At 62.4% G+C, this 24,615-nt stretch carries 24 protein-coding genes; 10 read left to right on the forward strand and 14 right to left on the reverse strand.

The annotated features are described in order from the left end of the window. Positions 1-103: 103 nt before the first annotated feature. On the reverse strand, positions 104-1,276 hold the full coding sequence (locus tag HEP69_RS10075; protein ID WP_290558383.1) for a MalY/PatB family protein: 1,173 nt from the start codon (positions 1,274-1,276) through the stop codon (positions 104-106). Between the two features lie 100 nt (positions 1,277-1,376). Here HEP69_RS10075 and def (HEP69_RS10080) point away from each other — a divergent pair, with 100 nt between their 5' ends. Genes def (HEP69_RS10080) through HEP69_RS10100 form a run of 5 tightly spaced genes read left to right on the forward strand, consistent with a single transcriptional unit; the run spans position 1,377 to position 4,029 of the window. Next, positions 1,377-1,895, forward strand: a complete 519-nt coding sequence (def, locus tag HEP69_RS10080) for a peptide deformylase (RefSeq protein ID WP_290558384.1) — start codon at positions 1,377-1,379, stop codon at positions 1,893-1,895. Beyond that, the gene (gene def, locus HEP69_RS10085; protein ID WP_290558385.1) at positions 1,892-2,386 is read left to right on the forward strand and encodes a peptide deformylase; all 495 of its coding nucleotides are present in this window, start codon (positions 1,892-1,894) and stop codon (positions 2,384-2,386) included. The genes def (HEP69_RS10080) and def (HEP69_RS10085) overlap by 4 nt, the downstream gene beginning before the upstream one ends. After that, on the forward strand, positions 2,383-2,880 hold the full coding sequence (def, locus tag HEP69_RS10090) for a peptide deformylase (RefSeq protein WP_290558386.1): 498 nt from the start codon (positions 2,383-2,385) through the stop codon (positions 2,878-2,880). Before def (HEP69_RS10085) ends, def (HEP69_RS10090) begins: the two co-directional genes overlap by 4 nt. Continuing rightward, positions 2,877-3,782, forward strand: coding sequence for a methionyl-tRNA formyltransferase (fmt, locus tag HEP69_RS10095; protein WP_290558387.1), 906 nt, complete (start codon positions 2,877-2,879; stop codon positions 3,780-3,782). Before def (HEP69_RS10090) ends, fmt begins: the two co-directional genes overlap by 4 nt. Before the next feature lie 10 nt (positions 3,783-3,792). Continuing rightward, positions 3,793-4,029 (forward strand): hypothetical protein, encoded by a 237-nt coding sequence (locus tag HEP69_RS10100; RefSeq protein WP_290558388.1) that lies wholly within the window; start codon positions 3,793-3,795, stop codon positions 4,027-4,029. A gap of 50 nt (positions 4,030-4,079) precedes the next feature. Here the strand turns inward: HEP69_RS10100 and HEP69_RS10105 are convergent, their stop codons facing one another. From HEP69_RS10105 to HEP69_RS10135, 7 genes are all read right to left on the reverse strand, one after another. Beyond that, complete coding sequence (locus HEP69_RS10105) at positions 4,080-5,486, reverse strand: bifunctional enoyl-CoA hydratase/phosphate acetyltransferase (RefSeq protein WP_290558389.1); 1,407 nt, start codon at positions 5,484-5,486, stop codon at positions 4,080-4,082. Continuing rightward, the gene (fabI, locus tag HEP69_RS10110; protein WP_290558390.1) at positions 5,476-6,249 is read right to left on the reverse strand and encodes an enoyl-ACP reductase FabI; all 774 of its coding nucleotides are present in this window, start codon (positions 6,247-6,249) and stop codon (positions 5,476-5,478) included. Before fabI ends, HEP69_RS10105 begins: the two co-directional genes overlap by 11 nt. Positions 6,250-6,251: 2 nt before the next feature. Further along, entirely contained in the window at positions 6,252-7,931 is a 1,680-nt protein-coding gene (locus HEP69_RS10115) for an alpha/beta fold hydrolase (protein WP_290558391.1), read from the reverse strand. Between the two features lie 215 nt (positions 7,932-8,146). Continuing rightward, entirely contained in the window at positions 8,147-8,959 is an 813-nt protein-coding gene (locus HEP69_RS10120) for a metallophosphoesterase (protein WP_290558392.1), read from the reverse strand. A gap of 49 nt (positions 8,960-9,008) precedes the next feature. Continuing rightward, a complete protein-coding gene (locus HEP69_RS10125; RefSeq protein WP_290558393.1) occupies positions 9,009-9,830 on the reverse strand; it encodes an ABC transporter permease in 822 nt (273 codons plus the stop codon). Continuing rightward, complete coding sequence (locus HEP69_RS10130; protein ID WP_290558394.1) at positions 9,827-10,774, reverse strand: ABC transporter permease; 948 nt, start codon at positions 10,772-10,774, stop codon at positions 9,827-9,829. Before HEP69_RS10130 ends, HEP69_RS10125 begins: the two co-directional genes overlap by 4 nt. A gap of 56 nt (positions 10,775-10,830) precedes the next feature. Continuing rightward, on the reverse strand, positions 10,831-12,306 hold the full coding sequence (locus HEP69_RS10135) for an ABC transporter substrate-binding protein (protein WP_290558395.1): 1,476 nt from the start codon (positions 12,304-12,306) through the stop codon (positions 10,831-10,833). 485 nt (positions 12,307-12,791) lie between these two features. Between HEP69_RS10135 and HEP69_RS10140 the strand changes: the two genes are divergently transcribed. Both HEP69_RS10140 and HEP69_RS10145 read left to right on the forward strand, forming a co-directional pair. Continuing rightward, the gene (locus HEP69_RS10140; RefSeq protein ID WP_290558396.1) at positions 12,792-13,451 is read left to right on the forward strand and encodes an OmpA family protein; all 660 of its coding nucleotides are present in this window, start codon (positions 12,792-12,794) and stop codon (positions 13,449-13,451) included. A 103-nt stretch (positions 13,452-13,554) separates the two neighbouring features. After that, complete coding sequence (locus HEP69_RS10145; protein ID WP_290558397.1) at positions 13,555-14,097, forward strand: NAD(P)H-dependent oxidoreductase; 543 nt, start codon at positions 13,555-13,557, stop codon at positions 14,095-14,097. 31 nt (positions 14,098-14,128) lie between these two features. Here the strand turns inward: HEP69_RS10145 and HEP69_RS10150 are convergent, their stop codons facing one another. Continuing rightward, positions 14,129-15,178 (reverse strand): FAD-binding oxidoreductase, encoded by a 1,050-nt coding sequence (locus tag HEP69_RS10150; protein WP_290558398.1) that lies wholly within the window; start codon positions 15,176-15,178, stop codon positions 14,129-14,131. Positions 15,179-15,233: 55 nt separating this feature from the next. Here HEP69_RS10150 and mnmD point away from each other — a divergent pair, with 55 nt between their 5' ends. Next, positions 15,234-15,905 carry a tRNA (5-methylaminomethyl-2-thiouridine)(34)-methyltransferase MnmD gene (gene mnmD / locus HEP69_RS10155; protein ID WP_290558399.1) on the forward strand — a complete coding sequence of 224 codons (672 nt, stop codon included), beginning with the start codon at positions 15,234-15,236 and terminating at the stop codon, positions 15,903-15,905. Then, positions 15,902-16,777 (forward strand): DMT family transporter, encoded by an 876-nt coding sequence (locus tag HEP69_RS10160; RefSeq protein WP_290558400.1) that lies wholly within the window; start codon positions 15,902-15,904, stop codon positions 16,775-16,777. Before mnmD ends, HEP69_RS10160 begins: the two co-directional genes overlap by 4 nt. 102 nt (positions 16,778-16,879) lie before the next feature. On the opposite strand, the gene HEP69_RS10165 is transcribed toward HEP69_RS10160, so the two are convergent. Beyond that, a complete protein-coding gene (locus HEP69_RS10165) occupies positions 16,880-18,832 on the reverse strand; it encodes a lytic transglycosylase domain-containing protein (protein WP_290558401.1) in 1,953 nt (650 codons plus the stop codon). A 139-nt stretch (positions 18,833-18,971) separates the two neighbouring features. Here HEP69_RS10165 and dapA point away from each other — a divergent pair, with 139 nt between their 5' ends. Then, positions 18,972-19,844: a 4-hydroxy-tetrahydrodipicolinate synthase gene (dapA, locus tag HEP69_RS10170; protein WP_290558402.1), complete on the forward strand. Its 873-nt coding sequence runs from the start codon at positions 18,972-18,974 to the stop codon at positions 19,842-19,844. A 79-nt stretch (positions 19,845-19,923) separates the two neighbouring features. Here the strand turns inward: dapA and HEP69_RS10175 are convergent, their stop codons facing one another. Genes HEP69_RS10175 through HEP69_RS10190 form a run of 4 tightly spaced genes read right to left on the reverse strand, consistent with a single transcriptional unit; the run spans position 19,924 to position 24,581 of the window. Continuing rightward, entirely contained in the window at positions 19,924-20,796 is an 873-nt protein-coding gene (locus HEP69_RS10175) for a DmsC/YnfH family molybdoenzyme membrane anchor subunit (protein WP_290558403.1), read from the reverse strand. A gap of 1 nt (position 20,797) precedes the next feature. Then, entirely contained in the window at positions 20,798-21,571 is a 774-nt protein-coding gene (locus HEP69_RS10180; protein ID WP_290558404.1) for a 4Fe-4S dicluster domain-containing protein, read from the reverse strand. After that, a complete protein-coding gene (locus HEP69_RS10185) occupies positions 21,568-21,717 on the reverse strand; it encodes a hypothetical protein (protein ID WP_290558405.1) in 150 nt (49 codons plus the stop codon). Before HEP69_RS10185 ends, HEP69_RS10180 begins: the two co-directional genes overlap by 4 nt. Then, a complete protein-coding gene (locus HEP69_RS10190) occupies positions 21,714-24,581 on the reverse strand; it encodes a molybdopterin oxidoreductase family protein (protein WP_290558406.1) in 2,868 nt (955 codons plus the stop codon). The genes HEP69_RS10185 and HEP69_RS10190 overlap by 4 nt, the downstream gene beginning before the upstream one ends. Positions 24,582-24,615: the final 34 nt, after the last annotated feature.

The following is a 24,615-nucleotide window of genomic DNA, read 5'->3' on the forward strand; positions in this document are numbered from 1 at the left end:
GCGGGTGAGGGGAGCTTGCAATCCTGCGAACCGGCATGTCCGCATCGCGGGTTCAAAGCAGATAGTGTGCGGCGCAGCCGCGCCTTTGGATTCAGGTCAGTGCCTATTGCAAATCGTCAAACGCCTTGGCCAGACGCTCAACCGCTTCATCGACACGTGCGCGCGGAGTGGCGATGTTGAACCGCAGAAAGCTCTCTCCCCCTTTACCAAAGGTCGGCCCGTGGTTCACCGCGATCCGCGCGTCCTGTTCCACCCGTTTGGTGAAATCGGCCATCTCCATTCCCGTGCCCGAGAAATCGACCCAGGCAAGATAGGTGGCCTCCAGCGCCATCGACCGCAGCCCCGGTATCGCGTTCACGCCCGCGTCAAAGGCTTTGCGGTTCTGATCGAGATAGGCCACCAGGTCATCGACCCAGGCCGCGCCTTCGGGGCTGTAGGCTGCGGTCGCCATAAAAAGGCCAAAGGAGTTGGGCGAAAGACCCAGTGCCGCCATCCGCGCGCCGAACCTGGCGCGCAGGTCGGGGTCCTCGATAATCACATTGCCCGAATGGCTGCCCGCAATGTTGAACGTCTTGGTGGTCGCGGTCATCATCACCAACCGGTCGGTGATCGACGGATCGACCGTGGACATGGGAATATGTCTGTGGCCGGGAAAGACCAGATCGTGGTGGATCTCATCCGAGACCAGGATCAGGTCGTGGCGTTTGGCGAAATCGGCCAGGTCCTGAAGCTCGGCCCGGGTCCAGACCCTGCCGCCGGGATTGTGGGGAGAGCAGAGGATAAGCATCGTCTCATGCCCCTTCATCTGCGCGTCCCAGGCCGCGATATCCAGAACATAGCGCCCGTCCTCCAGCGCCATCTCGCACTCGATCACCTCACGGCCCGCAGCGTTAATCACCTTGGCAAAGGCGTGATAGACCGGTGTCATCAGGACGATCCCGTCTTTGGGCTGGCTGAACGCATCGACACACATCGCGGTGCCGTTGACCAGCCCATGGGTGGTAAAGATCCAGTCCGGCTCGACGTGCCAGCCGTGCCGCTGGTCCATCCACCATGCAATGGCGGCCTTGTATTTGGTATCGTCGCCGAAATAGCCGTAGATGCCATGATCGATCAGGGACCGCAGCGCGTCCTGGATCACCTCGGGCGGGCGGAAATCCATATCTGCCACCCACATGGCGATGCCATCTGTCTCGGGCACGCCATAGAGCTTTTCCATCATATCCCATTTCACGCAGTGGCTTCCGCGACGGTCGATGATTTCGTCAAAACTCATGGGTGTTCTCCGGTCTTGGTTTGACGCGCCAAGCTAACGCGCGCGCGGCTGAACGCAAGAGGCGTTGCGATGCGCGGGGTGATGACCTAAATCGTGGCAGATGAAACGTGATATTCTGATCCACCCCGATCCAAGGCTGAAAAAGCTGTGCGCGCCGGTGAGCGATCTGTCCGACATGCTGCGCGCGCTGGCCGATGACATGCTTGAGACGATGTATGCCGCCCCCGGCATCGGTCTGGCCGCCCCGCAGGTGGGGGAGCTGAGCCGCCTGATCGTTCTGGATTGCATTAAGGCGGACGAGGGCACGCCGCGCCCGCTGGTGATGTTCAACCCCGAGGTTATCGCCGTGTCAGACGACACGAATGTCTATGAGGAAGGCTGCCTGTCGATCCCCGATCAGTTCGCTGATGTCACCCGCCCACGGGCAGTGGAGGTCGCCTGGATCGACCGTGACGGTAACGCCTGTCAGGAGGTGTTTGACGGGCTTTGGGCCACTTGCGTACAGCATGAGATCGACCATCTGGATGGCAAGCTCTTTATCGACTATCTCAAACCGCTGAAACGCCAGATGATCACGCGCAAGATGCAAAAACTCAAGCGCGAGCGGGCGCGGGCATGAGTATCTTGCCCATCGTTACCTGGCCCGATCCGCGGTTGAGCGAGATGTGCACACCCGTGGGACAAGTCACATCCGCGATCCGGCAGCAGGCCGAGGATATGCTGGAAACGATGTATGACGCGCCGGGGCGGGGATTGGCCGCGCCGCAGGTCGGGGTGATGAACCGGCTGTTTGTCACTGATTTCACCTGGAAGGACGGGCAGCCGGATCCGCAGGTCTTTCTCAACCCCGAAATTCTGGACGCGAGCAGCACGCTGGTGGAAACCGACGAGGGGTGCCTGTCCATCCCCGGTGTGACCACGCGGGTGGCGCGGCCCGACCGTGTGCATTTCGTCTGGACCTCGCTGGACGGCGCGCGTGTCAGTCAGGTACTTACCGGTTTTGCGGCCGCCTGCGTGCAGCATGAGCTTGATCATCTGAATGGCATCGTCACGCTGGATCGCCTCTCGCCCGAGGATCGCGCCCGCGCCGAAGAGGCGTATTCCGCATGACGGTGCGCGCCTGTCTGCCCTGGCCCGACAAACGGCTGCGCACCGCCGCCGCACCCGTTGAGATGATCACCGGTGAGATTCGCGAGATCTGGCAGGACATGATCGACACGATGGAGGCGATGCCGGGCGTTGGCCTGGCCGCGCCGCAGATCGGAGTGATGTTGCGTCTGGCGGTTGTCGATGGATCGGACACGCGAGGGCGCGCGGTCCGCCTGGCAAATCCTGAGATTCTGGATGCTGTCTCTGAAATGCGCACCCATGAAGAGGCGTCGCCGAACCTGCCGGGCGTGTCGGCCACGCTCAAGCGACCGCGCCTTGTGACGGTGCGCTATCTTGACGAAAACGGGATGATCAACCGTCGAGATTTTGCCGATCTTGAGGCCACGAGCGTACAGCATCAGATCGACCATCTGAACGGGAAGATGTATTTCGACCATCTGTCGACAGTGAAACGCGACATGCTGCTGCGCCGCGCTCGCAAGGTGCGCACGTGAAGGTGATTTTCATGGGGACGCCGGACTTCTCGGTTCCGGCACTGGAGGCCTTGGTCACGGCCGGCCATGACGTGGTCTGCGTTTATTGCCAACCGCCCCGGCCCGCGGGACGGGGCAAGAAAGAACGCCCGACGCCTGTGCATGCGCGCGCCTTGGATCTCGGTCTGACGGTGCGCCACCCGGTTTCGTTGAAAGGCGCCACGCCGCAGGCGGAGTTTGCGGCGCTGGGCGCGGATGTGGCTGTGGTCGTGGCCTATGGCCTGATCCTGCCCCGCGCCGTTCTGGACGCACCGAAGCAGGGATGCCTGAACATTCATGCCAGCCTCTTGCCGCGCTGGCGTGGGGCCGCGCCAATTCATCGCGCGATCATGGCAGGCGACACGGAAACCGGCATTTCGATCATGCAGATGGAGGAGGGGTTGGATACCGGCCCCGTCCTGATGCGCGAAGCGACACCGATCACCCCGGAAGAGACAACGGATCAGCTTCATGACCGGCTGTCGGCCATGGGCGCGCGTCTGATCGTGGATACACTCGCGCAACTAGAGCATCTGGTGGCGCAGCCGCAGTCCGACGTGGGCGTGAGCTATGCCCACAAGATCGACAAGGCCGAGGCGCGCGTCGACTGGACACAGGCCGCTGATCGGGTTGACCGGCATATTCGTGGGCTCTCGCCCTTTCCGGGCGCCTGGACCGAACAGGACGGTGCGCGGCTCAAGCTCTTGGCGAGCAGGGTCGTTCAGGGGGAGGGCCCGCCTGGCACGGTTCTGGATGATACGCTGACTGTCGCCTGTGGCCAGGGTGCGGTGCGCCTGCTGCGCCTGCAACGGCCGGGCAAGGCGGCTCAGGATACTGAAACTTTTCTGCGTGGCCATCCGGTGCCACGTGGTACAAAACTTTGAGGGGCACGCGATGTTCTTGACGCTGATGGGCACTGTGGTGATCGCCGGTATCGTTGGCTATGCCTCGGAAAAGACCCGATGGACGCATAACGGCATCCTGCAATCCATCATTATCTGCATCGGAGGCGCGTTTCTCTTCTTCTTCGTGCGCCTGATGTTTGGGTTCGGCTTCTCCAGCCCCGGATTGAACGCCCTCGTGTCCTCGATCGGGGCGCTGATCATCGTTCCATTCCACTGGAGAAAGTGAGCCCGCCTTGCGTCCGTTATGCCCGTCGACGACGGGTCGATGGCAGATCGTTAGAGAATGGCCTCGCCAAACAGGGCCGCAATCGCGGTCGAGGCAATACGGGTCCGGTTCTCGTCCGCACGGCTGGTCAGCATGATCGGGACCTGAGCGCCCAGTACGACCCCGGCGGCCTCGGCACCCGCCAGATACATCAGCTGCTTGGCGATCATATTGCCTGATTCCAGATCCGGTGCCACCAGGATATCGGCTTGGCCTGCGACCTCGGAGGTGATGCCCTTGGTCGCCACCGCCCGCATCGAGATCGCGTTATCGAACGCTAGCGGCCCATCAAGAATGGCGCCGGTGATCTGACCGCGATCCGCCATTTTGCACAGCGCGCCGGCCTCGACCGTGGATTGCAGACGCGGCGTGATCGTCTCGACCGCGGACAAAAGCGCCACTTTGGGTGTGTCGATTCCAATGGCGCGGGCCAGATCAATGGCGTTCTGGATGATATCGGCCTTGGTCTGAAGATCCGGCGCGATGTTGATCGCGGCATCGGTAATCAGCAGCGGCTTGGTATAAGTGGGCACATCCATCACATAGATGTGGCTCATCCTGCGTTCGGTGCGCAGGCCACCCTGTTTCGCGACAACCGCAGACATCACCTCATCGGTGTGCAAGGCACCTTTCATCAAGGCGCGGGCTTGCCCATTATGGACCAGTGTCACGGCCGTCTCGGCAGAGGCATGACTGTGGGGTGTGTCAAAGATTTGCACATCTGACAGGTCAAGCCCTTCGGCCTCGGCCACGGATCTGATCCGCGCTTCTGGCCCAACCAGAAGCGGGATAATCAGACCGAGGTCGCGCGTTTCGAGTGCGGCGCGCAGCGACGGTTCATCGCAGGGATGGACAACGGCTGTGGGCAGAGGCGGTAGAGCATCGGCCTGGGCCAGAAGCCGGTCATAGACAGCCCCGCGCTGGTGCATCACCAGATCGGGCATCGTGACCCGCGGTCTGCGGATTTTCCGATCCGGGGCAATCACGATGGCCTGACCGGTGATGACGGGGCGACCGTCGCCATTGGTGCATTTGCAATCCAGGGTCACGCGTTTCTTGCTGGTATCCTTGTCCGTTACGGTCACCCGCACGGTCACGGTATCGCCCACGCCAACGGGTTTGAGGAACTTCAAAGACTGATCGAGATAGATCGTGCCCGGCCCCGGCAGCTGCGTGCCCAACACGGTCGAGATCAGCGCGCCGCCCCACATACCATGTGCAATCACCTTGTGAAAGACGTCGTCCTGGGCGAACGCCGCATCGACATGGGCGGGGTTCACATCCCCCGACACCACCGCAAAGGCGTCGATATCCTGTGCGCTGAGCGTGCGGACCAACTCAGCCGTCTCGCCGATCTCGATTTCACCAAAGGGGCGATTCTCGATAAATCCCATGCTGGGTGCGGGCTCAGACAACATGGTGTCCTCCGTCGATATAGGCGGTGTTGCCGCTGACTGAGCGTGCGAAATCCGACACCAGACAGGCGGCCATCGCACCGACTTCGTCAATGGTGGTCAGCCGATGGAGCGGTGCGTGCCGCTTGGCCTCGTCGATCAACTCGTCGAAATGCGCGATGCCGGAGGCCGCGCGTGTTTCAAGCGGTCCGGGCGACAGGGCGTTGACGCGGATGTTCTTGGGCCCAAGCTCAACCGAGAGATACCGCGCCACAGCCTCAAGCGCGGCTTTGACGGGCCCCATGATGTTGTAGTGATCCACCACCCGTTCGGCCCCCTGATACGAGACCGTCAGGATCGTGCCGCCATTGGTCATGAGCGGTTCGGCACGTTTCGCCAGCCGGATCAGGGAATGGACAGAGATATCCATGGCTGTCCCGAACCCTTCCTGCGAACAATCCACGACACGGCCATGCAGATCCTCGCGGGGGCAATAGGCGATCGAGTGCAGTACGAAATCCAGTCGGCCCCACCGGGCAGTGATCGCGTCGAATACCGCATCGAGTTGTTGCGGATCGCGCATATCGAGCGGCAGGAAAAGATCGGGCGCGACCGCATCGGCGACGGGCCGGACAAAGTCTTTGGCCGTTTCGGACTGATAGGTCAGGGCAATATCGGCGCCTGCGGCATGAAACGCGCGCGCACAGTCGGCCGCGATAGAATGCCGGTTGGCCACGCCCACGACCAACCCGCACTTGCCCGCCAGAAAATCGGTGCTGGGCAGCATCTCTATTCCATTCTCACATAAGTTCCCGGAGCGTCCGCAAGCGGCCGTGCGATCTGGGGCGGTTCGACCGGTTTACCTGACAAGGCCCAGAGCCACGCGGCCCAGGCGGGCCACCAGCTTCCGTCTTCATGCTGGGCGACATCGCGCCAATCCTGCGGCGAGAGTGTCACATCTTCATCCCGGGTGGTGTGGATCTGAAAATGCCGCCGTTTGTGCCCTGGTTCGGACACCACACCCGCGTTGTGACCGCCATTGGTCAGCACGAATGTCACATCGGCCCGGGTCAGGTTGTGCACCTTGAACACCGATGCCCATGGCGCGATGTGATCGGTCTCGGTGCCTACGCCGAAGACGGGCACCCTTATATCGCGCAAGGATATGGTGTGCCCTGCCACCTCATAACGCCCCGCCGCCAGATCGTTTTTGAGAAACATGTGCCGCAGGTATTCGGAATGCATCCGTGCCGGCATCCGCGTGCTGTCGGCGTTCCAGGCCATCAGATCGTTTGAGCGCATCATCTGGAACGCGCTCGTCATCTGGTTGGCCTCCAGATAGCCTTGGGCTGCCATCACGTCTTCAAGGATGGACACCTTGCTTTCGTTGATGAAAAGCGACAGCTCTCCGGGCTCGCTGAAATCGGTCTGTGCGGCGAGCAAGGTCATGCTGGCCAGCCTGTCATCGCCATCCCGGGCCATGGCGGCGGCGGCAATCGACAAAAGCGTACCGCCCAGGCAATAGCCGACCGTGTGGACCTTTGGCGCCGCTGTGGCGGCGGTGATATGTTCCAGCGCGGCCATCGGCCCCTGGTCCAGGTAGTCGGCCATTCCAAGGGATTTGTCCTCGGCATCCGGGTTGCGCCAGGAGATCATGAAGACCGTGAACCCCTGTTCGGTCAGGTACCGGACCATGGAGTTATGCGCGCTCAGATCGAGGATGTAGTACTTCATGATCCACGCAGGCACGATCAGGATCGGCTCGGGATGAACCGAAGGGGTTGCGGGCTCGTACTGGATCAGTTCCATCAGATGGGTGCGCAAGACGACCTTACCCGGGGTGGTGGCCACGTCCTGGCCAACATGGTGATTGGATTGCGGCACCTCTCCCTCAGCGGCGTGGTGCATGTCGCGCAGGAACCTGGCGCCCCCGCGCATCAGGTTCGCGCCGTGTTCCTCAATCGTGCGACCGGTCACTTCGGGGTTGGTCAGAGGAAAGTTGGACGGCGCCATCATATCCATGATTTGCCGCATCACAAATGTCATCGACCGATCATGCGCGGGGCTGAGGCCGGGCACGTTCGAGGTTGCCTGATCGACGAAATCTTCGGCCAGAAGAAAGGCTTGTGCCATCGCCGCATAGGGCGGCTTGGACCAGCTCTCATGCACAAACCGGCGGTCGCGCCGTTGCGGAGCAATGGGTTGCGCGTCAGGCTCGGGTGGGCACCCATTGGCCACAAAGCTCAGCCAACTGGCCCAGTTCGCATGCGCCTGTTTGACCAGGGCCATTTGCTTGTCGGGCGCGCAGGCCAGGTGCAGGGCCCAATCCTGCATCATGCTGATCATCGAGACCGGCGATGTGCCCCGTGTCAGTTGCGCGAGATGCTGGCGCAGCACGCGGTCGCTGGGTTCGGATCCATTCTCACTGCTCGGGCTGTCTTGCAACGCCCCCACGGTCATATCTTTCATGAAAGTCCATCACTCGGTTGTTTGTGCAAGCCGCTACTAGGTCAACATGACAGCCGTATTACGGCCAGAGCGCCAAAGCGTTCGTTGGCCCATCACTCCTCACGATGTATGTTTATGTTGCACAAATCCTATCCTGCGCGGCGATCTTAGGCGGTGTCAGAGCGACGCAGGCGAGTTGCCGCGCAGTGTTGGCGCCAAATGGGCCGACTGGCGCCTTACCGAAGCCCCTTGAGCAGATCCGGCCCAATGACCTTGATCGTCTGGCCTTGGGTCAGCGGCACAAACACCACATCGATCCCGGTCGGGCGGATATCGCAGACCCCAATTGCCGTGCCTTCGGTAATATGCAGCCCACCCGACCGATCCGGGCTGACCGTCGATTGCAACCCAATGGCCGAGATGACTGGAACCCCGTGCCACTGGCTGACCCGGTTGAGGTGGATATGGCCGCAAAAGATCATACCGATCTGGTAGTTCTCGACTGCCTCAGCCAGGAGCACGCTGTCGGCGGGATTGATCTGCGCCCAGCTGTGCTGCGACTCTGGCCCTGTTGCGGGTGGGTGATGGATCACCAGGATCTTTGGCAGATCGGAGTGCCGCTCAAGAGCCATGGCCAGAAAATCGAGCTGACCGTCCTCGAACCCGCCGCTCACCAACCCGGGAAGGGAGGTGTCCAGAACGATTACGTGCTGTCCGGCGACCACAATGTCATGATCCAGCGGCCCATCCGGCGCTCCGGCATATCCAGGAAAGGCTGTGTGAAAGCCTGCCCGCGAGTCATGATTGCCCAGCGCGTAGATAACCGGCATGTCGAGCTGGCCCATCTTTTTGGCCAGCAGCGCATAGCTCGCCGCGTCTCCGATATTGGTCAGATCCCCAGAGGCGATGATGAAGTCCGGGCGCGGTTCCAGTTGCTGGGCATGGACGATCACTTGATCCAGTGCGGCGGCTGTATCGGTTTGCTGGCCGGGATCTTGGGTCTCGGGCGCGGTGAGATGCAGATCGGTGATGTGCAGAAAACGGGTCATCTGTGGACTCTCTCGTTTGCGGTATGGGCTGGATAGCTGAGAGGTATGGTCATTTGCGACTACGGACCAGGCGAGGGTCGGTCAGATCGCGCAGCCCGTCACCCAAAAGGCCAAACCCCAGCACCGCAAGCACGATGCACAAGCCGGGATAGATCGCCAGTTCCGGGGCGATATACATCAGTGTCTGCGCCTCGCTCAGCATGCGGCCCCAGGACGGCATGGGGGGCTGCGCGCCCAGACCCAGATAGGACAGCGCGGCTTCGGCAAGAATGGCCACCGCAAATTCGATGGTGGCCTGCACGATCAGGATCGGTGCGATATTTGGCAGGATGTGTTGCCAGGTGATGCCCCAACCACTGCGCCCGGTCGCGCGCGCGGCCATCACGAACTCCCGCGCCCAGATCTGATTGGCCGCCCCGCGCGTGACACGGGCAAAGATCGGGATGTTGATAAATGCAATCGCCAGGATCGCATTGCCCAGCGACGGGCCGAAGGCCGCTGCCAGCATGATCGCGAAAAGGATCGCGGGGAAGGCAAAGCCCAGATCGCAGATCCGCATCAGGGCGGCCTCGGTCCAGCCGCCGCGCGCCGAAGCGACAAGGCCCATCCCGGTGCCGATCAGTCCGCCGATGCCCACCGCCGCAAAGGCCACGGTCAGTGAATTGATCGAGGCGGTCATCAACAGGCTCACCACATCGCGGCCAAGCTGATCGGTGCCCAACGGGTGCGTGACGGACGGGTCCTGGAATCGGTTGGAGATACTCAGCAGCGTGTGGTCATGCGGCGTCCAGACCAGCGACAAGAGCGCTATGATCGTCAAGAGCCCCACCAGCGTCGCCCCGATCCACAGATTGACCGCTGCACGCCTCATTTCAGCCGGTCCTGAAGGCGCGGATCGATCATCACATAGACGATATCGACAATGAAGTTGGCGATCACCACAATGGCCGCGAACAGAACGACCAGCGCCTGCACGGTAAACAGATCTCGGTTGGCAATGGATTGAAAAACCAGCCTGCCCAATCCCGGCAGGTAAAAGACATTCTCGATCACGATCGTGCCGGTGACCACGCCGGCCACCTGCAAGCCAATGATCGTCACCACGGGGATCAGCGCGTTGGGCAGGATATGATTGCGCAACACACGGCCACGGCTCAGCCCCTTGGCCCGCGCGGTCCGCACGAAATCCAGGCGCATCACTTCGAGCGCGGAGGACCGTGTGACCCGCGCCAGCACCGCCGATTGCACAAGCGTCAGCGCCGTCGCGGGCAGGATCAGCGACCGAAAGGCCAGCCACGGCTCGTCCCATCCGGGAAACCCGCCCGGCGGCAGCCAACGCAGATGCACAGCAAAGAAAAGCACCAGCAGGATCGACAGCCAAAACGCGGGCACCGCGATGCCCACCTGGCTCATCAGCATGATCGCCCAATCGCCCGGCTTGCCCTGGTTGGAGGCGGCCAGAATGCCCAAAGTGATGCCCAAGATCACCGTGGCCATCATCCCCATCAGCGCCAGCGACAGGGTCAGCGGGACACGCTCGACAATCAATTCCGATACCGGAACACGAAAGAAATAGCTGGTGCCGAAATCGCCCTGAACCACACCCAGCACCCAATCGCCATAGCGTTGCCAGACCGGCCGGTCGAGGCCCAGCTCGGCCCGCAGTGTCGCGCGCGCCTCCTCGCTGGCGTCGATGCCCAGGATCGCCGTTGCCGGGTCGCCGGGCAGGACATTCATCGTCAGAAAAACAATAAGCGACACCACAAACAGCGTACCAAAGAGGCCAAGCGTGCGGCGTAACAGGTATCCTGTCATGGCAAAATGCAGCGCGCCCCGAAGGGCGCGCGCCAGATCTTGAGGGTCATGGTGACCTACTCGAACCGAACGCCTGCCAGCGGCTGAAAGAGAACCGGCGAGCTGTTCCAGAACCCTGTGATCCCGGCCTTATTGATGCTCAGACGGGGAAGCTGGAACAGGAACCCATGCACCGCGTTCTCGGTGACATAGCGCTGCGCATCCTGTAAAAGCGTATTGCGCACCTCTGGATCGGCCTCGGTGCGGATCTGCTGCCAGAGCGCGTCATAGGCATCCGACTGGAAGCCATAGAAATACTCGGGTCCGCGCGCGAAGTTCGCCAGATCGTTGGGCGAGGTATGGGCGATGATGGTCATGTCATAGTTTTTCTTGCGAAAGACCTCGTCGATCCAAAACCCCCATTCCACATTCTCGATGGCCACATTGATGCCCGCTTCGGCCATCTGGGCCTGGATGATTTCACCCGACCGGGTGGCATAGGGGAAGGGCGGCAGGCGCAGCGTGATCTCGGCCTCGGCGAGACCGGCCTGGGCAAACATCTCGGTCGCGCGGGCGGTGTCGTGCGGATAGGCAGAGGTCAGATCGACATAGGCCGGACCGTGGGGCGGATAAAAGCTGCCGATGGGCGTGGCGCGCCCGTACATCGCGCCGTCGATGATCTCGCCCCGATCAATCGCGTGGCTCACAGCACGGCGCACCTCAAGCTGGTCAAAGGGCGGTTTGGAGTTGTTCAGTGCCAGGATCACCTCGCCCTCGGTGGAGCCGAGAACCACATCAAACCGAGGATCGGCCTCAAACTGATCGATCAGCTCGGGGGCGGGAAAGCCGGGAAAGGCATCCAGCTCTTCGGCCAAAAGGGCCGCGGTGGCCGCGGCGGGGTCGGAGATAAAGCGGAACTCGACCCGTTCGAGCCCCACATCCGCCGCATCGCGGTGGCCGTCAAACGCGGTCAGCGTCAACCGGTCGCCGCGCGTCCAGCTGTCGAACTGGAACGGTCCGGTGCCCACCGGGTCTGTGATGTTGGTGTCGACCGTTTCAGGGGCCACAATCGACGCATCGCCTTGCGCGAGGTTAAAGAGGAAAAACGCGTCTGGCTCGCTCAGCGTGATCTCGATGGTATAGGGGCCAGGAGCGGACACGCTCTCGATCGGGGCCCAGATGCCGGAGGTCGGATTGACCGAACCCTCGGCCCGGGCCCGATCAAAGCTGAAGACCACGTCCTGGGCATCGAACGCGCTGCCGTCGTGGAAGGTCACGCCCTGAACCAGTGAAAATGTATAGGTCAGCCCGTCTTCGGAAATGGTCCAGCTCTCGGCCAGTTGCGGCATCACCGCGCCGCTTTCATCGACGGTTGTCAGCGATTCATAGACGTTCTGCGTCAACATCACGTCGATCGCCGCGGTCGCATCCGAGGTGGGGTCCAGCACGGTCGGCTCTTGTTGCAGACCGATCCGCATACTGGTTTGGGCCGCGACCGGTAAAGCCGTGGATATCAGGACAAGAGCGGTTAGGGGAAGGCTCAGGGGGCGCATGTAAGAAACCTCTTTTCTGCAAGACAATCAGGCGCGGTCTAAAAACCCGCCGTAACAGTCCCATGACAGTCGCATGGGCAGTTTGTGTCAGATGCCGATCGTGGCAATCTGCTCCTTTTGTTGGCCATGCCGTCGCCGGGGCGGATCCACTTCGCCAACGGCTGAGAGATGGGTCGATCAGACGGGACGACCATGGTCTTTAACGCAAGGTCTACGGGTTTTTGGCGGATGGCAAGGCCGTTCATGCCCCATCGCCCCCCTCGCCCGGCGGGTTGCGGTGCGCGGATACGCCTCGCGCAGCGGCATGTCGGCGGGTTCCAGGAACAACAGGTGCAAGGCGCCGCAGGGTGGGCCGCGAGACACTGAAAAGGCGAAAACCTGCTGAGAATTCCCCTGATATTGCATAACACCGGTAGAGTACGCAGATTGCAGACATCATCTGAGACCGGCATCGCAGCAGATGCCTTACCTAGAAAGCAGTAAAAATGACACGTGTAAAAACTCCCGTTCTGGTCGCTGCGGCGGCGTTGCTGGGTCTGACCGCCTGTACCGATCCGGGGCAGTTGAACGATCCAAACAATCCCAATCGCAACCGCGACCAGGGCGTTTTGCTGGGTGCCGGCGTCGGAGCGGCGCTGGGCCAGATCATCGGCGGTGACACCGAAGCGACGTTGGGTGGCGCCGTGGCCGGGGCTGTGGCTGGCGGGCTGATCGGCAACACTCTGGACCGGCAGGAGGCCGATCTGCGCCAGAGCCTGGGCAATGACCAGGTCCAGATCACCAATACCGGCGACCGGCTTATCGTGACCTTGCCGCAGGACATCCTCTTTGCCACTGAGAGTTTTACCGTGCGCCCCGATCTGCGCCGCGATCTTCAGGCAGTGGCGGGCAATCTTCAGGCCTATCCCGACAGCACCATTCAGATCATCGGGCATACCGACAATACCGGTGACGCGGACTTCAACCAGAGGCTGTCGGAACGTCGTGCGAATGCGGTTGCGGATGTTCTGTTGGACGCAGGCGTGCCGTTTTCCCGGATCCGCACTGTGGGGCGTGGGGAATCTCAGCCGGTTGCCTCCAACCTCAACCCCCAAGGGCGGGCCCAGAACCGTCGGGTCGAGATCGTGATCCTTCCAAACGCCTGATCAGAAACTTGCAGACCGCGCACGGGGCCTGTGCGCGGTCTGCCCTTGGCCCTGGCCGGGCTTCGAGCTAGCTAGGCTTCAAACCTGATTGTTTGGAGCGAACATGAACGACTTTTCCCTGTTGGGTATCTCCGGGTCTTTGCGGGCCGAGGCCACCAATCGAAAGCTGATCCGGGAGGCCGCGCGCCTTTTCGATCCGACCGATTTTGTCGAGGCGGATCTCAACCTGCCGCTTTATGATGGCGATGCAGAGGCGGCGAACGGCATTCCAGCGGCGGTGCAGACACTGGCCGATCAGATCGCGGCGGCCGATGCGGTGGTGATCTCGACACCGGAATACAACAAAGGCCCCTCCGGCGTTTTGAAGAACGCGCTCGATTGGGTCAGCCGGACCGGGGGCAACCCCTGGGCGGGCAAGCCGGTCGCAGTGATGTCTGCGGCGGCGGGTCGCGCGGGTGGCGAGCGCGCGCAACTGGTTCTACGCGGGTTTATGGTGCCCTTCCGGCCGCGCATCCTCCAGGGACCAGAGATGCACCTGGCCTCGTCCAGCAACGAGTTCGATGCAGAGGGCCGCCTGACGAGCGAGATTTACACCAAGACGCTGCAAGAGTTGATGAATGGGCTGCGGGCCGAGATCGCGCGCTGAGTTCTGAGGTGGGCCTGGACGCCCCCGGGGGTCATAGCGATGCTTCCACCCGAAAGTCATCCGGGATGCTGTCCTGACCGTCCAGCACCAGATCGGCCATCACGCGGGCAACACCCGGCGCCACGCCATAGCCGATCTTGAACCCGCCATTGGCGATATAGTGCCCGGGCCGGTCGGGCCAGCCGCCCAGCATCGGCGCGCGGGACCGGGCGCGGGGGCGCAGGCCCGCCCACCGATCTGTAACACGCGCGTCCGCCAATGCGGGAACCTGCGCGCGCGCGCGGGTGATCACGGCATCCAGCTGGGCATCTGTGTTGAACGGGTCATCATAGCTGTTTTCCGAGGTGGAGCCGATGGCAACTGTACCATCGGCATGCGGAATGATGTGGAGTGCATCGGCAAAGAGCTGTGGTGCATTCACCGGCAGCGGTTTGGACGGCGCAAGCAGGGCGGCCTGGCCTTTCACTCCGATACCGACGGGACGGGGTCGCCCGATGCTCAACTCGTCAAGGCCAGTGACGCCCGTGGCCCAGATGACGGCGCCCTGATCCTTGGCCTTGGGCACCACATGCACGTTCTTGGCCCACAGGGCCGCCACCAAGGCGCTACAGGCGCGGCGGGGGTGCATTCGCGCGCTCAGCGTATCATGGATCAGTTCTCCAGTCGGACTGACCGGCGCCCAGGGGCCGGCCTCCGCTTCCGGGATCACCCGCCAGATGGCATGGCCCTGCCAAAGGTCGCGAGCGGTCGCCGCGCGGGCTTGGGCCAGGGACAGGGCATGATCGTCGGCAATCGGTTGTAGTCGGCCGGTGCGGCCATAGCCGGACGGTACACCTCCTGCGGCCTCGACCTCGGCCCAAAATCCCTGGGCGGCGAGCAGGCTGTCCAGCTGAAACGCCTTTTTGGCGTTCCAGTTTTCCGGCACATGGGGCGCAAGCGCCCCGACCAGTCCACCGCTGGCCCCTGTGCCCGCGCCATGGGGGTCGATAACCTGCACGCGCGCACCGCGCCGGGCGCAGATCCAGGCGATGGAGAGGCCAAAAATTCCCGCACCACGGATGGTCAGATCAGCCATTGCCAAAGCAGATGCCTTTCGTCAGTGTCGCGCTGTTTATCGCCTTTTAGGGACATTTGCGATGCAGGGCCAGCGGGCGGAATTGGAGTGGCGGGATGGCGGCGTGCCTGTCTCGATGCGGTTCGACGATCCGTATTTCTCGCTCGATGACGGGCTGGCTGAGACCGAGCATGTCTTTCTGGCAGGCAACGAATTGCCCCAGCGATTTCGCCCTGGGTTTCACGTCGCCGAACTGGGGTTCGGCACCGGGCTGAACCTTCTTGCAACCTGGAAAGCGTGGGAAGAAAACGGCACCGAAGGCGCGCTCCGCTTTACCTCATTCGAGGCGTTCCCGATGACCCGGGAGGACATGGCGCATGCCTTGAAGGCGTTTCCGGCGCTCTCTCCCTTTGCGATGCGTTTTCTGGAGGTTTGGCATCCCGACGGAGGGGTGTTCGATCTGGGGTCGCTGGTGCTTGAGGTCATTGTCGGGGACGCCCGCACGTGCCTGCCGGACTGGGTGGGCCGTGCGGATGCCTGGTATCTGGATGGTTTCTCCCCCGCCAAGAACCCCGAACTGTGGGAAGACAGCCTGATGGTCGAGATCGCCCGCCACACCGGACCGGGCGGGACTGTCGCCACTTACACCGCCGCGGGCTTTGTGCGGCGTGGGCTGGAGGCTGCGGGGTTCGCGATGGAGCGGCGCTCCGGCTTTGGCCGCAAACGCCATATGAGCGTCGGGCGGCTGGCATGAGTGCGGGTAACAACACGCGGCAGGGCATTCTCTTGATGCTGGCGGTGACGGTGGTGTTTTCCGTGCAGGACGCGATCTCGCGCCATTTGGCGGAGACCTACAATGTGCTGATGGTGGTGATGATCCGCTATTGGTTCTTTGCAGCCTTTGTCATCAGCGTGGCTGCGCGCAAGGCCGGCGGCGTTCGGGCCGCAGCGCGGACCGATCAGCCGGTCTTGCAAGCCTTTCGGGGCGTGTTACTGGCGGTGGAGATCTGCGTGATGATTGCAGCCTTCACCGTTTTGGGTCTGGTCGAAAGCCACGCGGTCTTTGCCTGTTACCCCTTGCTGATTGCTGCCCTCTCCGGCCCCATTCTGGGGGAGAGCGTCGGTTGGCGAAGGTGGGCTGCGATCGGGGTTGGCTTTGTCGGCGTGATGTTCATCCTGCAACCCGGCGCAGGCGTTTTCGATCCTGCCGCGCTGATCCCCTTGGCCGCAGCGCTGATGTTCGCGCTTTATGGGTTGTTGACCCGCTTTGCGGCCCGAGGGGACACGGCGGCAACCTCCTTTTTCTGGACCGGCACGGTGGGGGCGGTGGTGATGACCGCCACCGGGGTATGGTTTTGGGAGCCGATGACGACGCCCGATTGGGGCTGGATGGCTGCGCTCTGCGTGACCGGCGCGCTGGGGCATTGGTTGCTGATCAAATGCTATGAGGTCGCCGAGGCGAGTGCTGTGCAGCCATTCGCCTATTTCCAGCTGGTCTTTGCCTCGGCCCTTGGCGTGGCAGTCTTTGGAGAAGCGATCCGCGCCAATGTCGCGTTCGGTGCGGCCCTGATCGTGGCCGCTGGTCTCTTTACCCTATGGAGGGAGCGCCGGTCCAGCCGGGCATGAGGCATCCCGACTTGGAGCTTTCATCGCATTTCACGGTCTTGAACTCCAATGATTTCAAAGCGAAAGGTGATGCGCGCGGCCTCACGTCAAAGGCGACATGCCCTAGTTCCCCGGCCAGCTCAGGGTCGAGCCGATCAGTTCCTCGGTGAAGGGCACCGGCAGTGGTTCCTTGCCCAACCGCGCGCGATAGACAGGCAGACTCTCGGCGACGCGCATGACGTAATTGCGGGTTTCGTTGAACGGGATGTGTTCAATCCAGTCTACGATATCCATGGCCCCCCGGCGCGGATCGCCACGCTCCTCCATCCAGCGGATGGGACGGCTGCGCCCGGCGTTATAGCCTGCCGACATCATGATCACATTGCCGTCAAAGGTATCGGCCAGCCCGGCAAGGTATGTGGCGCCCAGAACGGCATTGTATTCCCAGTCGCTCAGCATCCGCTCGGTGCTATGCTCGGCGCTCAGGCCCAGATCGCGCGCGACGTCGGCACCGGTGCCGGGCATCACCTGCATCAACCCGCGTGCGCCAACACCCGAGATAACCTTAGGGTCGAATTCACTTTCGCGCCGCGCAATGGCAAGGGTCATTTCTGGATGCATGGGCAGGTCATCCCCGATCATCGGGTGCAGCGGGTAATAGGCGCGCGGGACCACTATCGTCCGGCGCGCCAGCCGCTTGCCGACCATCACCGCAAGATGCGGCTGGTTCAGTGTCACCATGGCTGCCCCCAACCGGTCCGCCTCCGCGTCCTCCACGGTTTCGGCGAGATGGGTGAAGAAGCGTTCGGCCAGATCAAGTTCTCCTGCCGCCAGTAGCATCACGCCTGCCTCAAAGACCGAGCTTTGGGCAAAGGCGGCATCGCCCAGGGCGGGCGCGGGCCCGGAGGCGGCAAGACGCCCGTCAAACGGTAGGCCGCCACGCTCCGCTGCCAGCAATCCGTAAAAGGAGGTCTGATGCCGGGCCCCCTCGGCATAGGCGGCCTGTGCGGCTGTGGTATCGCCGCGCGCCTCATGCGCGCGCCCGATCCAGTAACCGGCGCGCCCCTGTGAGATGGGCGTGAAGACCGCCTCGTCAAACCGCTCAAAATGGGCAAGCGCCAGATCCGGATCCTGAAGATATTTCAGCGCGAGATAACCCGCCAGCCATTCCAGATCGGCAAAGGATGAACCACCCGTCATGTAATGGGTCGAGGCGATCTGATAGGCGCGCACGACATTGCCCGCCCGCATCTCGGCCCTTGCCAGGTTACGGCGGCGTGGACCCCACTCATCAGGCTGACCCAGCGCCTCGGCACCAGTTGAGCGCTCAAGCAGGAGATCAATCGCCGAGGCATCGCGCCCCTTGCGGTCGCGCCAGACGAACCTCTCGAATGCCAGACCTGGATGGTCGCGCAAGGAATCTGGCACTGCTTCGATCAGAGCATCGACACCGTCGGCCTGATCGTAAAGCGCCAGCCGCGCCCGCGCGAGCTTTTGCCAGCCATCCCCGACCAGCGGGATCGCGCGGCGGGCGCTGGCCAGATCGCGTTGCCAGATCATCTGGTCGAGGCGCGCGGTGTGGTGATCGCGCAAAAGCGCGCCATAGCGTTCGAGATACAGATCCTGGACCGATTGCGGCATCGGCAGGGTGCGCCAGGCGATCACAAGGGCGGCTTGGGCTTCCCCATCGCGGCCCAACTCTTCGAGCGCATCGGCATATTCATAGACACCCAGCGCTGTCTGCGGCGGGCGGGTATCGAAGAACGCGACCAGCCGTGTGGCTGGCTCATCGGCAAAGGTCTCTTCGTTCCGGCGCACCAGCCAGGGCAGACCGGGCCAATCCGCACGGCGATCCAGGAACGACGTGACCTCGGCGAACTCACCGCGCCCGGCGCGCAGCCGGTGCCATTCGACGATGTCGCGCGCCACTTCGCCGTCGCGGGCGGCATCTGAAAGGGCGGTTTGCCATTCTCCCCGCTCCATTGCGTCGAACGCGGATGCCAGGTCGCGCGCCGCTGCCGGGTGAGTCACAGCCAGGACAAGACCTAGAACGAACAGAAAGACAATGCGGGTCATGACTTGCTTTTTTTGCGGCAACCGGGGATAGAGCCTGACACGATAAACTGTGCCGGGACGCAATCAACTCACAATCCCGGGACGGGATTCAGCACCGGCGGGCATTTGCCCGCCCCAGACCAGAAAAAGGAGCGTGGTCATGTTTAAAGGCTCGATGCCAGCACTCGTCACGCCGTTCCAGGGCGGCGAACTGGATCTGGAGACGCTGAAGAAACTTGTCGAATGGCATATCGGCGAAGGCTCGCACGGGTTGGTGCCGGTGGGCACGACCGGCGAAAGCCCGACGCTGAGCCATGCCGAACACGAGACGGTTGTCGAAGAGGTTGTCAAGGCCGCGGCCGGCCGGGTGCCGGTGATTGCTGGGGCCGGGTCCAACAACACGCTGGAGGCGATCCGCTTCGTCAAGCACGCCGCGGCAGTCGGCGCGGATGGGGCGCTGGTGGTCACTCCATACTACAACAAGCCGACCCAACGCGGGCTGATCGCGCATTACACAGCGCTTCATGATTGCGCCGAAATTCCGATCGTTATTTACAACATTCCGGGCCGGTCAGTGATTGACATGACGCCCGCCACGATGGGCGAACTGGCCAAGCTGCCCCGGATCGTCGGGGTCAAGGACGCGACAGGCGATCTGGCGCGGGTCAGCGAGACGCGGATCACCTGCGGCACCGATTTCCTCCAGATCTCGGGCGAGGATGCGACGGCGCACGGGTTCAACGCACAAGGCGGGATCGGCTGTATCTCGGTCACCGCGAATGTGGCTCCACGGCTCCTCAGCCAGATGCAAAAGGCCTGTCTGGCGGGGGACTATGCCACCGCACTGGAAATCCAGGATCGGCTGATGCCGCTGCACAAGGCGATCTTCCTGGAGCCGGGTCTGGTGGGCGTCAAATACGCGATGTCGCGGCTGGATCTGTGTTCGGACGAGGTGCGGCTGCCGCTCGTCGGGGTCTCGGACGAGACCAAGATCGCGATTGATGCAGGGTTGCGGCACGCCGGTCTTATGTAAGCGAGCCGGCTCTGAGATTTTGGAACCGCGCCCCGTTTGGAGCGCGGTTTTTTGGTTCCGAGGCTGACGGTATGCGCGATCAGCGCTGGCCATAATAAAGGCCGACGACATGTTCGGCCTCGGCAAAAAAGAGCCAGCGCGAGATCAGGACGCCCGCGATATGGCTGATGACGGCGACACCGGCCAGCGTATGGTTGAACGTCATCGTCAGGATCACCAACGGGATCGCAAAGGCGAAGAGCACCGCAACCAGCCGCAGAAGCTTGGCGTGGCTGCGCGCCACCACAAAGACCATCTCACGCGTGAGGTAATTTGAGCCGGTATGCGGCGGCTCGAACGCGCGTGGCGTACCGATGGGCCCCAGCCCCGTGGCGGTGGCCAGCGATGTGCCCGAGCGCTCCAGCGCCCGCTCGCCCGCGATCCACCAGGCCAGTTGCAGGGCGGCGACGATGCAGAGCAGGATGCGGGCCCAGTCGATCTGCCCCGCCAGGAGCGCACCGCCTGCTGCGGAATAACTCAGGAACAGCATAGGTGTGATCGGCGTGTTCCAGCGCGGCACGGTCTTGAGTTGGGTATAGATCATCGAGGTGGTGAGCACGGTCGCAACGCTCAACACCGCGCCGATCATACCTAGGGCCATCCAGTGGGTATCAAAAAACACCCGGCCCAGCCCGACAAGGCCCATCACCACCAGCGCGCCCACAGCGCACCATGCCTCCCGCGAAAGCCAGCTTGAGCGCCATTGCGTGAACGCCTTGAGTGCCCGTTCAGGATGGCCGAGGTGAAAGGTGGAGGCCATCAGCCCGCCCACCGCCAACAGATAGGCAAGCGCGAAAAAGACGAACGCGACCCAACCGGTTGATCCGGGATAGCCGAGCCCCAGAAAGAACAGCAGGCCGAATCCCAGCCCCGAAAGGGTGGTAAACAGAATGACAGAAGGGGCTGGATGCATCTCAGCGCCCGCCGGTCTTGTTACCGTCGATCTGGCCCAGTGTCCGGTCAAGCCAGCCCAGAAAGCCCTTCGGTTCTTCGGCAATGGGGGTCAGCAGCGGGGGCGCGCCGCTGACTTTCATCTCCAGCGTGTCCTTGGGGCGGGGCGGCAGGTATTTGTTGACCGGCTTTGTGCCCTGCTCGGGCATCAGATCCATCCCGCCCCTCTCGGCAGTCAGTTTGGACACGTTGGAAGAGGGATCCGCGAAATCTCCGAAATGGCGTGCCCCGGCCGGACACGTGCGCACGCAGGCCGGTTCACGGTCTTCCTCGGGCAGGTTCTCGTTATAGATGCGGTCGACGCAAAGTGTGCATTTCTTCATCACCTTTTCGGCGCTGTCCATCTCACGCGCACCGTATGGGCACGCCCAGGCACATAGGCCACAGCCGATGCAGTCGGCCTCGTTGACCAGAACGATCCCGTCCTCAGCGCGCTTGTAGCTGGCGCCGGTAGGGCAGACGGTTACGCAGGGCGCGTCTTCGCAATGCAGGCAGGATTTGGGGAAATGAATGAGTTGGGCGGCCCCCTCCTCGGGCTGCACCTCGTAAGAGTGGACCCGGTTAAGGAACGTGCCCGTCGGATCGGCGCCGTAAGGGTCCTGATCGCTGAGCGGCGCACCGTAGTTCTCGGTGTTCCAGCCTTTGCAGGAGATCACGCAGGCATGACAGCCGACACAGGTATCCAGGTCGATCACAAGGCCCAGTTTGCGGTCGGTTTTTTCGGGAAGAAGGGTCATGTCAGGCTTTCGTTCAGGGGCGGGGGGATGTGGACTACAGGCTCTTCCTTCGCGGGGTCCCATGTTGCGATGAACCAGACAAACGAGCCAAGGCTGAACGCGACGAACCCCAGGATCAACAGGAGGGTGCGGGTGCGGGCGTTCATGATCCGATTTTCCATGTCAGGGATTTGGGGCCGGTGCCCACAGGCGAGGCGATTGGTGGGAAAGCAGGTTGTGCCTCTGCCGGGGCGTGTGCTTTTTCAAGGCGGACCTTGAGGTCGAACCAGGCGGCCTGTCCGGTGATCGGATCGGAATTGGCCCAACGCAGCCCGTCGCCTTTCGGGGGTAACAGCTCATGAATAAGGTGGTTAAGCAAGAAGCCCCGGGTGGCTTCGGGGGCATCGGTCTCCAGCGCCCAAGCGCCTTTGCGTTTGCCGATGGCGTTCCAGGTCCAGACGGTATTGGCGTTGAGCGCGGCCATATGCATCACCGGGACGGTGATCTCTCCGTGTGGTGAGGTGACACGGACCCAGTCGCCGTCTTCAAGGTCGTTCTCCCGCATCAGGTTGGTGGGCAGGTAGAGCGGATTGTGCCCGTGAAGCTGGCGCAGCCACGCGTTCTGGGTGCCCCAGCTGTGATACATTGCCATTGGGCGCTGGGTGAGCGCGGTGATGGGAAACTCTTCGCCTTTGTTATCGCCCTCGGTGTCGTACCAGATGGGCAGCGGGTCGAAATATGCCTTGATCCGGTCGCGCAAATGGTCGGGGGGCTGGCGCTGCCCATGCCCTTCGGCTGCCAGTTGGAAGCGGCGCAGGGGTTCCACATAAAGGTTGAAGAGATAGGGTTGCGGGCTGTCATAGAGCCCCAGCTTTACCGCCCAATCCTGGTAGGCCGCGTTCCAGGGTTTGTAATATTGCGCGGCGTCGGGGATGTGGGAGGTCCAGAAACCCCCGTTTTCGACGTATTTATCGAGCTGTTCGGGGTTCGGTGACCCCCTTCCTCCGACGTTGTCGTCGGAAGAGGTCCCACCCACCCCCGAACCTTCCGGGGGCTTGCGCCAACCGGCCAGCGGCCCGATGCCGGGTTTGCGCTGGTGGTTGACGATGTAATCGGCGTAATCGGTGTATTTGGCGTGGCCATCCGCGTCGGTGAAGCCGGGCAGTTTCATCTTGTTGGCGAGCTGGATCAGCACGGTCTGGAACCCGCGCACATCGCGGTCGGGTTCGATCACCGGCCAGCGGATCGCGTCGGCGGCGGCATCTGCCTCACAGATCGGGCGGTCGAGCAGCGAGATGCAGTCGTGGCGTTCCAGATAGGTGGTATCGGGCAGGATGAGGTCGGCATAGCCGACCATCTCGGAGCTATAGGCATCCGAGTAGATGATGTGCGGGATAACGTAGTCGCCCTTGTCATCCCTGTCGGTCAGCATGTCGATAACACCACGCGTGTTCATCGACGAGTTCCACGACATATTCGCCATATACATGAAGAGCGTGTCGATCTTGTAGGGATCGCCAGCGTAGGCATTTGAGATTACCATGTGCATCAGGCCATGGGCCGACATCGGATTTTCCCAGGTAAAGGCCTTGTCTATCCGCGCCGCGCTGCCGTCGTCCCTTAGGGCCAGATCGTCGGGTCCGTGAACAAAGCCAAGATGCGGGCCGTCGAGCGGGCCGTCGGGTGTGGCGTGGCAATGGGGTTTTGGATGCGCTTCGGCGGGTTTGGGATAGGGCGGTTTAAACCGGAAGCCGCCGGGCACCTCAACCGTTCCCAGGATGATTTGCAGCACATGTAGCGCGCGGCATGTTTGAAATCCGTTGGCATGGGCGGAGATACCCCGCATCGCATGAAACGAGACCGGCCTGCCTGTCATGGTTTTATGCGTCTCGCCTCGGAAGTCGGTCCAAGCGCGGTCCAGCTCGAATGCCTCGTCGAAGGCGACGCGCGCCAGTTCGGCGGCAATCGCCCGGATGCGCGCGGCGGGGATGCCGCACCGTTCGGCCACAGCCTCGGGTGCATATTGCGGATCGAGGTACTTCTCCGCCATCAGATGAAAGACCGGGCGATGGGTCAGGCCCGCGTGGCGGTAAGTGGCGGACAGATCGGGGCGCACGCCCTTTTGATCGAACGGGGTGAGTTTGCCGGTTTCGCGGTCGATCACCAGGCTCTTGCCCTTCTCATCGCGCAGCAAGAGCCCATATTCGGAGGATTTGGTGTCTGCATTGACCAGGCAGGGCGCATTGGTGAACCGTGCCAGATAATCGAGATCGATCCGCCCGGCTTTCATCAACGCGTGGATCAGCGACAGGATAAACAGCCCATCGGTGCCCGGCGTGATGCCCACCCAATCATCGGCCACGGCGTTATAGCCGGTGCGGATGGGGTTCACGCCGATCACGCGGGCGCCACGGGCCTTGATCCTGCCGATCCCCATCTTGATGGGGTTGCTGTCGTGATCCTCGGCCACGCCGAAAAGCATGAAAAGCTTGGTATAGTCCCAATCGGGCTGACCGAACTCCCAAAATGCGCCACCCATCGTATAGATGCCGGCCGCTGCCATGTTGACCGAACAGAAGCCGCCATGGGCCGCATAGTTCGGCGTTCCGAAGTTCTGTGCCCAGAACGACGTGAACGATTGCGACTGATCGCGTCCGGTAAAGAAGGCAAGCTTTTCCGGGTTGGTCTTGCGGAGAGGTTCCAGCCAGCTCACGGCGAGGTCAAGCGCTTCGTCCCAGCTGATTTCCTCGAATTCGCCAGATCCGCGTGGACCGACACGTTTGAGTGGTGCGCGCAGCCGCGACGGCGCGTTGACCTGCATGATCCCCGCCGACCCTTTGGCGCACAGAACGCCCTTGTTCACCGGATGATCGCGATTGCCTTCGATATAGGCGACCTGTTTCTTGCCATCGGGCCCGTCCTTGAGATGGACGTTGATGCCACAGCGGCAGGCGCACATATAGCAGGTGGTCTTGCGCACCTCGTCCGAGACATGGGGCGACAGGTCCAGTTTTGGTTGGCGATGGGCCATGCTCTCTCCCTCAGGCTGTCTGGACGCTTGACCA

Origin of the sequence: Aestuariivita sp. (genome assembly GCF_021404545.1) — a bacterium.
Taxonomy (GTDB): domain Bacteria; phylum Pseudomonadota; class Alphaproteobacteria; order Rhodobacterales; family Rhodobacteraceae; genus Aestuariivita.